Source organism: Micromonospora sp. DT233, from assembly GCF_049841815.1.
GTDB lineage: Bacteria > Actinomycetota > Actinomycetes > Mycobacteriales > Micromonosporaceae > Micromonospora.
Window position 1 is genome coordinate 500,872 of the sequence record NZ_JBNCLB010000002.1, and the last position, 12,844, is coordinate 513,715.

Consider the following 12,844-nt stretch of genomic DNA (forward strand, 5'->3'; position numbering starts at 1 on the left):
ATCGGGCGATCCTCTGATCGAGCGCGATCGGGGTATCCCGGCTAGCGTGGCAGCATGTCGCAGGAGCAGTGGGTCTTGGTGGGGCTGGCCGGGCTCGTCGCCCTGGCGACGCTGGTCGGTGCCGTCCTGCTCGCCATCCGGCTCGTCCGCACCCGCAAGATGCTCGGCACGCTGGGCGTCGGCGGCAAGGTCGCCTTCTGGGGCGCGCTGGTCTACACGATCTTCCCGGTCGACGTGCTGCCCGACCCGATCTACCTGGACGACATCGGCGTCCTCGCCGCCGCCGTGCTCTACCTGGGCGGGCTCGTGCGGAAGCACCGCGCCGCCCGCCGGCAACTGCCCGGCCAGCCGGAGCCGCGCGCCGAGGAGTCCCACCGCCGAGTGACCTGACGCCGGGCGGCAGTCGGACCCGCCCCTGCGGATCGGGGTCAGCGGTTCTGTGGCGAGCTTCGCTGCGCCTGACGGGTAAGACGGCCGCCCCGTCGCGGGCGAGACGGCCGGCATCCTGTCGGCACCCGGGCGGCTCGCCGGGTCAGGGGCTGGGGGCGATCCGCCGACGACTCTCCACGTCGGAGACGAGGATCGCCTCCATCGGGCAGGAGTCGGCGGCGTCGACCACCGCTCCCGCCGGCGTCACCCGCTCGGCCAGCGGCCGGGACAGCCCTTCCACCAGCCCGAAGTGCTCGGGCGCGGCGCTGGCGCAGATTCCCGAGCCGATGCACCGGGTCGGGTCGACGTGCAACCGCCACTCGGCGGCGGTCGCCTCCTCCTCCGCGTTCACCTGATCCTCCTCCGTCGCGCGTCCGAGCACCCGGACGCGGCCCACGCCGAGTCATGCCACGAATGCGGATCGTAGCGAGGAAGGTCGATTCCGTGCCAGTGGCCGGAGCGGATTTCGTCCGTCCGAACGGGACCCGCCGGCGCGCAACCGGCGCTCGGGCGACGCGCAACCGGCGCTCGGGCGACGCGCAACCGGCGCTCGGGCGACGCGCAACCGGCGCTCCGGCGGCGCTCACGCGGAAGACAGTTTCCGGGGTCGCCCAGAACGGCGACCCCGGAACGCGGGGGCGGTGTCAGCGGGGCGCGGTGTCGCCCTCGCCGGTGCGCTGCTGGGCCGCGTCGACGCCCTTGTCGATCTGGCTGTCGTACTTGCCCCCGGTACGCTGGTCGGCCGCGTCGCCGGCCTTGTCGATGCCCTGGTCGACCTGCTTGTCGTGCTTGTCGGCGAGATTCTTGGCCTTGTCCATGAAGTCGCTCATGCGGTCCTCCTCCACTGGGTCGTACTCAAAGCCTTCCCCAGGTCACCCCCCACAAACCGAGCACCGGACCGGCCGGCTCACCGGCGGGGACCCCACAGAGTTCACATCACCGCGCCATTGGACTCGACCCGCCGTTGATCGACTTCATGTGCCTGACACGGCGGCCTCCGCCCGCTCGACGTGCGCGATGTCAATGACGCCGTGTTGATCACCCCGCCCACCCCCGGTCGCCGCGACGGTTCAACGGCTCATGCCCCTCCGACGGCGGGCCCGCGGGAGGGCCTACGATCCGCGCGCACGGCCGGACGACAACCCTGCGGGGCCGCCGCGCGGGCGGCCGGGGTGTCGCAGAGTGGACGGAGGGGTACGGACACCGCCGAGATCGAGGAGGGCCAACGTGGTCGAGGACGGTGCCGGGCAAACACCCGGGGGTACGACGGGCGACGCGAATCCCACGGCGCGGCCCGGGGTGGCAACACCCCTGACGGTGGGAGCCACGACGGCGGGGACCGAGGCGGCCGGGGTACCGGCCGGGGCGGGTCCCCGGCAGGCGTGGGCCGGCCTGCCCTGGCTGGTCCGCTCGGTGGTGCTGTGGAGCGCCTGCCTGGTGGTGGTCGTCGCCGGCCTGTACCTGGTCGGGAAGATCGCCGTGCTGCTGGCGCCGCTGGCCATCGCGCTGGCGGTGACGCTCTTCCTCACCGCGCTGCTGGACCCGGTGCTGCTCCTGCTGCGTCGGCTACGGCTGCCGGCGGGGCTGGCCGCCCTGTTCAGCGTCCTGCTCCTGCTGGGCATCCTGGTGGGCCTCGGGGTGCTGGTGTGGAACCTGACGGCGAGCCAGTTCGGCGAGCTGAGCCAGGAACTCGACCAGGGCCTGCAACGGACCCGGGACTTCGTCACCTCCACGCTCCCGGTGACCGACGCCCAGCTCGACAAGCTGGTCCAGCAGGCCCGCGACGGGATGGGCGGGAGCACCCCCGACCCGGTCGGCGGGGCCCGCACGGTCACCGAGGTGCTCGGCTCCGTCCTGCTCTCCCTGGTGCTGCTCTTCTTCCTGCTCAAGGACGGCCGCTCGATGTGGCAGTGGGTGCTGCGCCGCACCACCGGGCCGAAGCGGGAGGTCGCCGCCGAGGCGGGCCGGGCGGGCTGGCGGACGCTCGGCTCGTACAGCCGGGGGACGATGCTGATCGCGGCGATCGACGCAATCGGGATCGGCGCGGCCCTGGTGCTGCTCGGGGTGCCGCTGGCCCTGCCGCTGGCCCTGATCACCTTCCTCGGCGGGTTCGTGCCGATCATCGGGGCGACCGTGGCGGGGGCGGTGGCGGTGCTGGTGGCGCTCGCCGCCAAGGGGCCCGCCATCGCCCTGTTCACCCTCGGCGCCGTGATCGTCGTGCAACAGGTCGAGGGGAACCTGCTGGAGCCGCTGGTGATGAAGCGCCAGGTCAGGTTGCACCCGGCGGTGATCCTGGTGGCGGTCACGGCCGGCACGCTCATCGCCGGGATCGCCGGGGCGTTCGTCTCGGTGCCGATCACCGCGGTCGCGTACCGGGTGATCGACACCGTGCAGCGGCACCGGGAGGGCGCGCGGCGCCCGGCCGAGCCCGCCTGAGGCCCTGCGGCCCGGCGGGGCTGAGCGGCCCGGCGGGGCGGTAGGCGACCCGCCGAGGCGGGACTAAGCGGCCCGGCGGGGCGGGTCAGCGACGCGGCGGCAGGTGGTCGGCGAACCAGCCGGCCGCCGCGTCGGCCACCTGCTCCAGCGTGCCCGGCTCCTCGAACAGGTGGGTGGCACCGGGCACCACCCGCAGCTCGCCCACCTCGCCCAGGTCGGCCATCGCCTGCTCGTTGAGGGCGATCACCTGCTCGTCGAGGCCGCCGACGAGCAGCAGCGTCGGGGCACGGACCTCGGACAGGGCGGGGCCCGCGAGGTCGGGTCGGCCGCCCCGGGACACCACCGCGCGTACCCGATCGGGGCGGGCGGCGGCGGCGACCAGGGCGGCGGCGGCCCCGGTGCTCGCGCCGAAGAGGCCCACCGGGAGCCGGCCCAGGGTCGGCTCCGTGCCCATCCAGTCGACGATCGCGGCCAGCCGGTTGGCCAGCAGCCCGATGTCGAAGCGGAGTTCGGCCGTGCGGGCGTCCACCCGGTCCTCCTCGCCGGTGAGCAGGTCGACCAGCACCGTGCCGAGCGCCCGCCCGTGCAGCACCCCCGCGACGGCGGTGTTGCGGGGGCTGTGCCGCGAGCTGCCGCTGCCGTGCGCGAAGAGGACCGCCCCCACCGCGCCGTCGGGGAGCAGCACGTCGGCGGCCAGCCGGGCGTCCCCCGCCGGGATCGTGACCGCTTCGCCCCGGGTCGTCGGGCTCACCTCTCCGCGTGTCGCCATCGCACCCACCCCTTTCGCTGCCGGTCCCGCCCGGTTACCCGGCCCGGCGGCCGGGATGCGTCGTCGCCCCGACACCGAGGACGAGGTGTTGCCCTGACGCCGACGACAAGGTTTAGCGTGGCGGGCAGGGATCGGGCGGAAGGGCCGGAGGGGGCCGGATGCGGATCGGCGAGCTGGCGCAGAGCACCGGCACGAGCACCCGGGCGCTGCGGTACTACGAGACGCAGGGGCTGGTCCGGCCCCGCCGGTCGGCCAACGGCTACCGGGTCTACGACGAGGCGGAGCTGCGGGTCGTACGCGAGATCCGCGCCCTGCTGGCGGTCGGCTTCGGCCTGGACGACATCCGGCCCTTCGTGGCCTGTCTGCGGGCCGGTCACGCCTCCGGGGACGCCTGCCCGGACTCGGTGGCCGTGCTGCGCCGCAAGCTCGCCGAGGTGGACGACTACCTCGATCGGCTCGGGTCGGTCCGCCGGCAACTGCACGACCAGCTCACCCAGGCCATCATCAACCGGGAGAAGACATGCCTCAAGATACGGAAGCGTCCCTGCTGAAAGACACCGGAACGTCCCCGCTGACCGTCGTCACCGACGCCACGTTCGCCCAGACGGTGCTCGCCGCCGACCGGCCCGTGGTCGTCGACTTCTGGGCGGAGTGGTGCCCGCCCTGCCTGGCGATCTCGCGGAGCCTCGCCGAGCTGGCCGTGGAGTTCGGCAAGCGGCTGCGGATCGTCAAGCTGAACACCGACGAGAACCCGGCGACCACGCGGGCGTACCAGGTGATGTCGCTGCCGACGCTGCTGGTGTTCCGCGACGGTGCGGTGCTCGGCTCGATCGTCGGGTCCCGCCCGAAGAACCACCTGCGGCAGAGCTTCGCCCAGCACCTGAAGGGGTAAGCGGCGCCCCCGCGGCAAACGGGCCGTCCCCGTCGGGGCGTCGTTTGCGGCCGGGCCGACCGGGAAGGCGGGGGGTGTCCGCAGCACCGGCGCGCCCCGCGCCCCGACCGATCGCGAGGATCGTCATGGCCCGCAAGCAGGACAGCTCCCGCCAGCAGACCACCGAGCGGGACGACCGGCCGGAAACCGACGCCGAGCGCGGCGGGGACTGGGCGGACGAGGCGGCGCAGGCCCGCACCGCCGACGACCCGCGCACGGTCGCCCCGCACGACGCGACCGGCCACCCCTCCAACGGCCCCCAATTCTGACCCCCCACCCCCCGGCCCCACCCCCCCCCACCCACCCATCCCGTTGATCAAGAGGTTTGCGTCAACCGGGAGATCAAGATTGACGCAAACCTCTTGATCAACGGGGCCTAGGCCGGGGTGGGGTTGGGTGGGGTGGGGTGGGGTTGGGTAAGGGCCGGGGGCCGGGGGCGGGGGCCGGGGGCGACGGTCAGCTGACGTTTTCCGGGAGGTGCATCAGGGGGGCGCGGCCCGGCGGCTGCTCCGGCTGGTGCGTGGGCGGGGTGAACGGCGGCACCGGCACGGTGACCGGCTCGGCGTGGGTGACCCGGACCTTCTCCCCGTGGTGGCGCAGCTCGATCACGTCGTCGGCCCCGCCGTGCCGCAGCGCGTACGTCGTCTCGTGCTGCCGGACGTCGACGTGCAGCCGCTTGCCCCGCCACTGCAACGAGAACTCCAGCCGGTTGAGCCGGCTGGAGAGCCGGGGCGCGAACGTCAGCATCCCGTCGTGGTCGCGCAGCCCGCCGAACCCGGCAACCAGGGCGATCCAGGCCCCCGCCAGCGACGCCATGTGCACGCCGTCGCGGGTGTTCTCGTTGAGGTCGTGCAGGTCCATCAGCGCGCCCTCGCGCAGGTACCGGTGCGCCAGCTCCAGGAAGCCGACCTCGGCCGCCATGACCGACTGGGTGCAGGCCGACAGGGAGGAGTCCCGGACCGTCCGCCGCTCGCAGTAGAGGAAGTTGCGCAGCTTCTCCTCGTCGGTGAACGCGTCCCCGCGCCAGTGCATCGCCAGCACCAGGTCGGCCTGCTTGATCACCTGCTTGCGGTACAGGTCGAAGTACGGGTAGTGCAGCAGCAGCGGGTACTTCTCGGCCGGGGTGTGCTCGAAGTCCCACTCCTGGAGCCGACCGAAGCCCTCGACCGGCTCGTGCACGTCGAGCGCCTCGTCGTACGGCACCCACATGGCGTTCGCCGCGTCCCGCCAGGCCGCCGCCTCCTCCTCGGTGACCCCGAGGTCGATGGCCTCGTCGCGGAAGCGCATCGCGCAGTCGGCGGCGGTGATGAGGTTCCGCTGCGCCATCAGGTTGGTGTAGATGTTGTCGTCCTTGACGGCGGTGTACTCGTCGGGGCCGGTGACCCCGTCGATGTGGAACCGCCCGCGCCGGTCGTGGTGGCCGAGGGAGCGCCACAGCCGGGCCGTCTCGACCAGCAGTTCCAGGCCGATCTCCCGTTCCACCTGCTCGTCGCCGGTGGCCAGCGTGTACCGGCGCAGCGCGTCGGCGACGTCGGCGGCGATGTGGAAGGCCGCCGTCCCGGCCGGCCAGTACGCCGACGACTCCGGCCCCTCGATGGTGCGCCACGGGAAGGCCGCGCCGGCGAGGTTGAGCGTGCGGGCCCGGTCCTGGGCCTGGGCGAGGGTGGAGTGCCGCCAGTACAGGGCGTCGCGGACGGCGCTCGGCTGGGTGTAGGTGAGCACGGGCAGCACGAACATCTCGGTGTCCCAGAACGCGTGCCCGTCGTAGCCGGGGCCGGTGAGGCCCTTCGCGGCGATCGGCCGGCGTTCCGCCCGCGCCCCGGCCTGGAGGACGTGGAAGAGCCCGAAGCGCACCGCCTGCTGCACCTCCGGGTCGCCGTCGACCCGCACGTCGGCGTTGTCCCAGAACTCGTCGAGGTATTCGCGCTGCGCCCGGCGCAGCCCGTCCCAGCCGTCCAGGCGGGCCGCGGCCAGCGCCGCGCCGACCTGGTCGCGCAGCGCCGGCAGCGACCGCCGGCTCGACCAGCCGTACGCCAGGTATTTGACCACCCGCAGCGTCTCGCCGGGGGAGAGCACGCACCCGACGGTGGTACGGACCCAGTCCTCGTACCCCTCGGATTCCGTGCTGGTGCGGCCCGGCGCGTGCACGTCGTGGTCCATGGCGGCGGCGACCCGCAGGCCGCTGCGCTTGGTCCGGTGGATCAGCAGCCCGCCGTCGTCGTTGGTCAGGTCCTCCTCGGCCTGCAACGGCGATTCCAGCACCGCCGCCACCCGGGGGTCGCGGCTCTGCGCGGGAAGGGCCTCGTTGGCCACCAGCTCGGACTGGAGGGTCAGCCGGATGGGCCCGTCGACCGCCTCGACCTCGTAGTTGATGGCGGCCACGGAGCGCTGGGTGAACGACACCAGCCGGGTGCTGCGGACCTTGACCTCCCGGCCCGCCGGGGAGCGCCAGTGCAGCTCCCGGTGCAGGGTGCCGGCGCGCAGGTCGAGGATCCGTTCGTGGGCGAGCACCTCGCCGTAGCGGACGTCGAGCGGCTCGTCGTCGACCAGCAGTCGGATCAGCTTGCCGTTGGTGACGTTGACGACGGTCTGACCGGATTCGGGGAAGCCGAAGCCGGCTTCGGCGTACGGCAGCGGGCGCAGCTCGAAGAAGGAGTTCAGGTACGTGCCGGGCAGGCCGTGCGGCTCCCCCTCGTCGAGGTTGCCGCGCAGGCCGATGTGGCCGTTGGAGAGCGCGAAGACCGACTCGGACTGGGCGAGGACGTCCAGGTCGAGGCGGGTCTCCCGGACGTGCCACGGCTCGACCGGGTAGGCGCGTTCGCGGATCATGCGGGGGTCCCCCTGTCGATGAGGTCGGCGAGGTCGGTCACCACGATGTCCGCCCCATGCGCCAGCAGTTCGTCGGCCTGACCCACCCGGTCGACGCCGACGACGTACCGGAATCCCCCGGCCCGGCCGGCGGCGACCCCGGCCAGCGCGTCCTCGAAGACGACCGCCCGGCTCGGGTCCACCCCCAGCAACTTAGCCCCCGCGAGGAAGGTATCGGGGTGCGGCTTGCCGCGTAATCCCTGCTCACGGGCGATCACCCCGTCGATGCGGGCCTCCAGCATCGGCTCCAGCCCGGCCGCCGCGACGACCTCCCGGCAGTTGGCGCTCGCGGAGACCACCGCGCGGCGCAGGCCGGCGTCGGCCACCGCCCGCAGGTACGTCACCGAGCCGGGGTAGACCTCGACGCCGACGGTGCGCAGGCGGTCCAGCAGGACGACGTTCTTGCGATTGCCCACCCCGTTGATCGTGTCCGCCTCCGGCGGGTCGTCGGGCGAGCCCTCGGGCAGGGTGATCCCCCGGGAGGCGAGGAAGGAGCGCACCCCGTCGGCGCGGGGTCTACCGTCGACGTAGCGGTTGTAGTCCGGCCCGGGATCGAAGGGCCGGAACGGCTCCCCGGTGGCCTCGGCGTGTCGTTTCAAGAAGATGTCGAACGTCTGCGCCCAGGCGGCATTGTGCACTCGGGCGGTCTGCGTCAGCACACCGTCCAGGTCGAAGAGGCAGGCGGTCACGTCAGCAGGTAGCCCTAGCACGCCCCGAATCCTTCCACGGGAATCCCAGCAATCGTGATTCCCACCCCGCCCCTGCTGACGGGACTAAGGTCCCGGGTTCGCCCTCAGCGGTTGGGGCGCAGCGTCCAGGTCACGGTCATCGCGCCGGTCGGCGTGCCGTCCTCGGTGGCGATCTCGACCTCGACCGGGAACTCCGGCCGCCGACCGTCCTCCAGCTCGGCGACCACCTCGGGCGCGGGCCGCCCGAGCCGCGCGGTGGCGAGCACCGGCCCGAGCGCCACCTTCCGGTACGCGATCTCCGCCCGCACGGCCAGCGGCACCGCCCGGTCGAGGAGTTCCCCGAAGGCGGCCATCACCACCGCGCCGGAGGCGGTCTCGCCGAGGGTGAACATCGCCCCGGCGTGCGGGCCGCCGATGTGGTTGTGGTGGGCCGACGAGTCGGGCAGCCGGACCACGGCCCGCACCCCGCCCTGCGCCTCGGGGGCCACCTCGACGAACTCGATGCCGAGCGTACGAGCGAAGGGCACGGCCGCCAGCACACCGGCGGCCACCTGCCGAGAGTCGATACTCATGCCGGAACGCTACTCCCCAGTAACTTACCCGACAACCCATTCCACCCAAGCCGGCGCCCCGGGGCAGAGCCGCGCCGATCATGGAGTCGTGGTGGGTGACGCAAGCGACAAATTCGGAGATTCCCGGCACCACAACTCCATGATCGACGGGTGAGGGCCAGGGCGACGCCGCGCGGCACCAGGTGTAGGTGCATCCGGGGGTGGCGGGCCGCCTCGACCAGCCCGGCGGCACTGTTCGACCGCCGCCACCAGCGACGCCGAGTAGCTCACCCGCTCGCCGAGGGCCTCATGCGACGGCCCGCGTCGTCGCGCAGCCGGCGCATCTCCCCGGCGAAAAGGTCCACCATCGGCATTCGGGTCATCTGCACACCTCTACACACACGCGTCCGCCGAGTCGGACGGCTGGGCCGGTGGGGGTGCGACCCGGGACCTGTACCGGCTCAACCCCGACGACGGCCCCGCGCCGCGCGACCTCTTCACCCGCTTCGTCGCCTGGGGCCCGTACCGTCGCCCGGCCACCGGCCAACCCCCGACCCCGCCGTAGCCCCGTCTCGAAGGTCCCGTCGCAGGTCCGTCGGCGACGGCCGGCGCGTTCATCGACTTCCGTGCCGGTACCGTCTCTCTGTGCCCGACACTCCACAGCGTTCGATCGCAGGCCGGTACCGGCTCGTCAGCCTGATCGGACAGGGCGGCATGGGGCGGGTCTGGCTGGCCCGCGACGAGACGCTGCGCCGGGACGTGGCGATCAAGGAACTGGTGTCGCCGCCGGGTCTGACCGACGACGAGCGCCGCGAGCTGCGCGAACGGTCCATGCGCGAGGCGCGGGCCATCGCCCGCCTGGACCAGAGCAACGTGGTACGCATCTTCGACGTGCTGCACGCCGACGGCGAGCCGTGGATCGTGATGGAATTCGTGCCGTCCCGGTCGTTGCAGACGGTGCTCGCCGAGAGCGGCCCGCTGCCGCCGGCCCAGGTGGCGCGGATCGGCCTGGCCGTGCTCGCGGCGCTGCGCGCCGCCCACCAGGCCGGGCTGCTGCACCGCGACGTCAAGCCGGCGAACGTGCTGATCGGCGAGAACGGCCGGGTGAAGCTGACCGACTTCGGCCTGGCCACCACGCCCGACGACCCCAGCATGACCCGCACCGGGATCGTGCTCGGGTCACCCTCGTACCTCGCCCCGGAGCGGCTCACCGACGGCGAGACCGGCCCGGCCGCCGACCTGTGGTCCCTCGGCGCGACGCTCTACGCCGCCGTGGAGGGCCAACCGCCGTACGCCCGCTCGTCCTCCATCGCGACGTTGACCGCCCTCGCCACCGCCGAGCCGACGCCGCCGCAGCGCGCGGGCGCGCTGACCCCGGCGCTCGAAGGGCTGCTGCGCAAGGACCCCCGCCAGCGCATCGACGTCGAGGAAGCCGAGCGCCTCCTGCGGCAGGCGACCACCGAGCACCCCGCCCCGGCAGCCACCCCGCCCTCGGCGGCGGGCGCGGCCACGGTGACGACGCCGGTGGGCATCCCGGCGGGCTGGGGGCCGGGCCAGGAGCCGACCCAGCAGACGCCCGGCAGTACGACCGCCCGACCGGGTGACCCGGTCACGGCACCCATCGCCGCCGCCTCGACCGTGGGCGTGCCTAGCACCGCCTCGACCGCCACCGTGGCCACCGCCATCACCTCCACCGCTGCCGCCCCCGCTGCCGTTGCCGTTGCCGCTGCCGTTGCCGCGAAGCGGAAGCGTCGGTTGATGGTCGCCGTCGCCACCGTCGCGGCCGTGGTCCTGGTCGGTGTCGTCGCCGTACCGCCGCTGATCGGCAACGTCCTCGCCGACGACGCCACCGACGGGCCGGTGGCCGGCACCTCGACGTCGCCGACCCCGGCGGCGATGGCCGGTTGGCACTACTACACCGACAGTCCCGGCTTCTCCGTGCCGGTGCCGGACGGCTGGCAGCAGCTTCGTGACGGCACCCGCGTCGAGTTCCACGAGCTGGACAGCCGGCGGGTGTTGGCCGTCGACGCCCTCGGCACCCCGAAGGCCGATCTGCTGACGCAGGCCAAGGCCGCGGAGGCCGCCGACCGCAAGACCGGCCGGTATCCGGGCTACGAGCCGCTGCACCTGCACAGCGTCAACTACCGGGCGCGGGCGGTGGAACGCGAATGGGCCTACGCCCACCCCAGCGGTACGCGGATGCGCGCCCTCAGCCGTACCTTCGTCGCCGCCGAGAACGGCCAGACGTACGCGATCGAATGGACCACCCCCGACGCCGGGTGGGCGGCCGGGGAGAGCGCCCTCGCCCTGGTCCTGGACGGCTTCCGCGCGCAGCGGCCAACGGCCTCGCCGGCCCCGACCTCGGCGTCGGCCCGGCCGACCCGCAGCTCCACGCCCTCCCCGCGCGTCACCGTCACCCCGCAGCGCACGCCGCGCCCCGCGAACAGCCGCACGTCCGCGCCGCCCGGGTTCAGCGACCGGCTCATCGTCAACAACGCCAACGGCAAGTGCATCGACGTGCCCGGTGGCTTCCCGGACAGCCCTCATCCGATCCAGGCGTGGGACTGCCAGGGCGTCGTCGGGCAGCGATTCACCCTCGCCGCAGACCGCACGCTGCGGGCGCTGGGCAGATGCCTGGAGACCACCGGCACCGACAGCGGCGCGAAGCTGCGGATCGCCGCCTGCACGGGCAGCATCCGGCAGCAGTTCATCCTGAACAAGTGGGGCGACCTGGTCGCCCTCAACCCGGTCAAGTGCGTCGAGGTGCCCGGCGGCAGCCCCGACAACGGCACCCACCTCCGCCTCTGGGACTGCAACAGCACCCCCAGCCAAAGTTGGCGCACGGCATGATCGAGACCGCGTAGATCTTGGAAGATTCCGGCCCCCGGAGGGGCCATTTGCTTCCAAGATCTACTCAATTGGTCGGCTAGAACAGGTTGCCGATGGTGCGGATGATTTCGGCGTAGAAGTTGCCCTCGATGCTGCGGAACAGGGCGAAGCCCTCCCCAGGGCTGCCGAAGAACGGGCGCAGCGTCCAGGCGAGCTGGGTGCCGACGAAGCCGAAGAGCAGGATCCACACGTACAGCAGGGTCATGCTGGCCGGGCGCTCGGCCGCCGGCCGCCGGGCCTCCGGCCGGGGCCAGTGCTGGTACGGCCCCGCCGGGTACCCGCCGGGCGGCATCCCCAGCCCGGCCTGACCGGGTACGAACTGCACCGGCACGAACTGGCCGGGCTGACCCTGACCGGACACGAGGTACCCCGGCGCGAGCTGCCCCGGCCCGGCCTGACCGGGCACGGCCTGACCGGGCACGGCCTGACCGGGCACGGCCTGACCGGGCACGGCCTGAACAGGTGCGGCCTGAACAGGTGCGGCCTGAACAGGTGCGGCCTGAACAGGTGCGGCCTGAACAGGTGCGGCCTCGGGCGGGACTGCGGGTGCCTGCGCCGGGGCCGCAGCGGCAGTGCCATCGCCGGCCGACGCGGGCAGGGCGGCGGCCTCGGCGTCGGTGCCGTTCGCCCCGACCGCCACCGGCACCGGAACCACGACCGCCGGGGCCCCCACGGCAACGGGCGTAACGGCAGCCGGGGCGGCCACGGCGGCAGGCGCGACGGCAGCCGGGGTGACGGTGGCCGGGGACTCGGCGGGTGCGGCCTCCGGGGTGAGCAGGCCGTGCTCGTTGAGCACCTGCATGCCGCCCGTCAGGAAGCGCAGCCCGACCACCGCGCTCAGCGTCAGGATGGCGACGTTGAGCAGCTTGAAGAACCCGTAGTCGGGGGCGGTGATCAGGAAGAAGAGGCTGATCGGCGCGAACGCCACGGCCAGCATCGACGTGACGGTGATCGCCACCAGCACCAGCGCCAGCGACTGCCGCACCGACAGCCGGGCCCCGAAGACCAGGTTGAACAGGTAGAGCGTGGGGAGGCAGATGGCGAGCGTGACCAGGAAGAGCAGGGGCAGCTTGACCGCCGAGGTGAGCGCCATCAGCACGCTGTGGAACGAGCCCAGCACCGCGCCGTAGCAGGCCAGGGCGATGCCGGAGCTGACGAGCATCCGTACGGTCAGGGTGTTGAGGTCCTGGTCGGCCACGATCTGCTGCCAGATCCCCTGCCGGTCACGCAGGATGCGCTCGATGACGAGCGGGCCGGGGCGGTTCTCCGACACGGGCGAGCC

13 protein-coding genes are annotated in these 12,844 nt (G+C 73.2%); 6 read left to right on the top strand and 7 right to left on the bottom strand.

Annotated features, from left to right (window positions below; translation table 11 throughout):
* Positions 1-54 precede the first annotated feature (54 nt).
* A complete protein-coding gene (locus ACLQ2V_RS06425) occupies positions 55-390 on the top strand; it encodes a YkvA family protein (RefSeq protein WP_425717430.1) in 336 nt (111 codons plus the stop codon).
* A gap of 142 nt (positions 391-532) precedes the next feature.
* Here the strand turns inward: ACLQ2V_RS06425 and ACLQ2V_RS06430 are convergent, their stop codons facing one another.
* Together ACLQ2V_RS06430 and ACLQ2V_RS06435 are read right to left on the bottom strand one after the other, a co-directional pair.
* Positions 533-781 carry a ferredoxin gene (locus ACLQ2V_RS06430; RefSeq protein ID WP_425717431.1) on the bottom strand — a complete coding sequence of 83 codons (249 nt, stop codon included), beginning with the start codon at positions 779-781 and terminating at the stop codon, positions 533-535.
* 292 nt (positions 782-1,073) lie between these two features.
* Complete coding sequence (locus tag ACLQ2V_RS06435; RefSeq protein WP_425717432.1) at positions 1,074-1,259, bottom strand: antitoxin; 186 nt, start codon at positions 1,257-1,259, stop codon at positions 1,074-1,076.
* Between the two features lie 487 nt (positions 1,260-1,746).
* Here ACLQ2V_RS06435 and ACLQ2V_RS06440 point away from each other — a divergent pair, with 487 nt between their 5' ends.
* Positions 1,747-2,865 carry an AI-2E family transporter gene (locus tag ACLQ2V_RS06440; RefSeq protein WP_425717433.1) on the top strand — a complete coding sequence of 373 codons (1,119 nt, stop codon included), beginning with the start codon at positions 1,747-1,749 and terminating at the stop codon, positions 2,863-2,865.
* Between the two features lie 85 nt (positions 2,866-2,950).
* Here ACLQ2V_RS06440 and ACLQ2V_RS06445 read toward each other — a convergent pair whose 3' ends face one another.
* The gene (locus ACLQ2V_RS06445) at positions 2,951-3,634 is read right to left on the bottom strand and encodes a dienelactone hydrolase family protein (protein ID WP_425717434.1); all 684 of its coding nucleotides are present in this window, start codon (positions 3,632-3,634) and stop codon (positions 2,951-2,953) included.
* A gap of 158 nt (positions 3,635-3,792) precedes the next feature.
* Between ACLQ2V_RS06445 and ACLQ2V_RS06450 the strand changes: the two genes are divergently transcribed.
* The 3 genes from ACLQ2V_RS06450 (at position 3,793) to ACLQ2V_RS06460 (ending at position 4,834) form a co-directional block, all read left to right on the top strand.
* Positions 3,793-4,185 (top strand): MerR family transcriptional regulator, encoded by a 393-nt coding sequence (locus ACLQ2V_RS06450; RefSeq protein WP_425717435.1) that lies wholly within the window; start codon positions 3,793-3,795, stop codon positions 4,183-4,185.
* On the top strand, positions 4,155-4,526 hold the full coding sequence (trxA, locus tag ACLQ2V_RS06455) for a thioredoxin (RefSeq protein ID WP_425717436.1): 372 nt from the start codon (positions 4,155-4,157) through the stop codon (positions 4,524-4,526). Before ACLQ2V_RS06450 ends, trxA begins: the two co-directional genes overlap by 31 nt.
* A gap of 125 nt (positions 4,527-4,651) precedes the next feature.
* Complete coding sequence (locus tag ACLQ2V_RS06460) at positions 4,652-4,834, top strand: hypothetical protein (RefSeq protein WP_425717437.1); 183 nt, start codon at positions 4,652-4,654, stop codon at positions 4,832-4,834.
* Between the two features lie 187 nt (positions 4,835-5,021).
* Here the strand turns inward: ACLQ2V_RS06460 and ACLQ2V_RS06465 are convergent, their stop codons facing one another.
* From ACLQ2V_RS06465 to ACLQ2V_RS06475, 3 genes are all read right to left on the bottom strand, one after another.
* Entirely contained in the window at positions 5,022-7,394 is a 2,373-nt protein-coding gene (locus tag ACLQ2V_RS06465; protein ID WP_425717438.1) for a glycoside hydrolase family 65 protein, read from the bottom strand.
* The gene (locus ACLQ2V_RS06470; RefSeq protein WP_425717439.1) at positions 7,391-8,143 is read right to left on the bottom strand and encodes a beta-phosphoglucomutase family hydrolase; all 753 of its coding nucleotides are present in this window, start codon (positions 8,141-8,143) and stop codon (positions 7,391-7,393) included. Before ACLQ2V_RS06470 ends, ACLQ2V_RS06465 begins: the two co-directional genes overlap by 4 nt.
* Before the next feature lie 83 nt (positions 8,144-8,226).
* Positions 8,227-8,694, bottom strand: coding sequence for a DUF4442 domain-containing protein (locus ACLQ2V_RS06475; protein ID WP_425717440.1), 468 nt, complete (start codon positions 8,692-8,694; stop codon positions 8,227-8,229).
* A 624-nt stretch (positions 8,695-9,318) separates the two neighbouring features.
* On the opposite strand from ACLQ2V_RS06475, the gene ACLQ2V_RS06480 reads away from it, so the two are divergent.
* Positions 9,319-11,523: a protein kinase domain-containing protein gene (locus tag ACLQ2V_RS06480; protein ID WP_425717441.1), complete on the top strand. Its 2,205-nt coding sequence runs from the start codon at positions 9,319-9,321 to the stop codon at positions 11,521-11,523.
* 76 nt (positions 11,524-11,599) lie between these two features.
* On the opposite strand, the gene ACLQ2V_RS06485 is transcribed toward ACLQ2V_RS06480, so the two are convergent.
* Positions 11,600-12,835: a hypothetical protein gene (locus ACLQ2V_RS06485; protein ID WP_425717442.1), complete on the bottom strand. Its 1,236-nt coding sequence runs from the start codon at positions 12,833-12,835 to the stop codon at positions 11,600-11,602.
* Positions 12,836-12,844: the final 9 nt, after the last annotated feature.

Coding starts and splice junctions, on each gene's coding strand:
- ACLQ2V_RS06425 (WP_425717430.1), top strand. CDS start 55: ATGTCGCAGGAGCAGTGGGTCTTGGTGGGGCTGGCCGGGCTCGTCGCC.
- ACLQ2V_RS06435 (WP_425717432.1), bottom strand. CDS start 1,259: ATGAGCGACTTCATGGACAAGGCCAAGAATCTCGCCGACAAGCACGAC.
- ACLQ2V_RS06445 (WP_425717434.1), bottom strand. CDS start 3,634: ATGGCGACACGCGGAGAGGTGAGCCCGACGACCCGGGGCGAAGCGGTC.
- ACLQ2V_RS06450 (WP_425717435.1), top strand. CDS start 3,793: ATGCGGATCGGCGAGCTGGCGCAGAGCACCGGCACGAGCACCCGGGCG.
- trxA (WP_425717436.1), top strand. CDS start 4,155: ATGCCTCAAGATACGGAAGCGTCCCTGCTGAAAGACACCGGAACGTCC.
- ACLQ2V_RS06460 (WP_425717437.1), top strand. CDS start 4,652: ATGGCCCGCAAGCAGGACAGCTCCCGCCAGCAGACCACCGAGCGGGAC.
- ACLQ2V_RS06465 (WP_425717438.1), bottom strand. CDS start 7,394: ATGATCCGCGAACGCGCCTACCCGGTCGAGCCGTGGCACGTCCGGGAG.
- ACLQ2V_RS06475 (WP_425717440.1), bottom strand. CDS start 8,694: ATGAGTATCGACTCTCGGCAGGTGGCCGCCGGTGTGCTGGCGGCCGTG.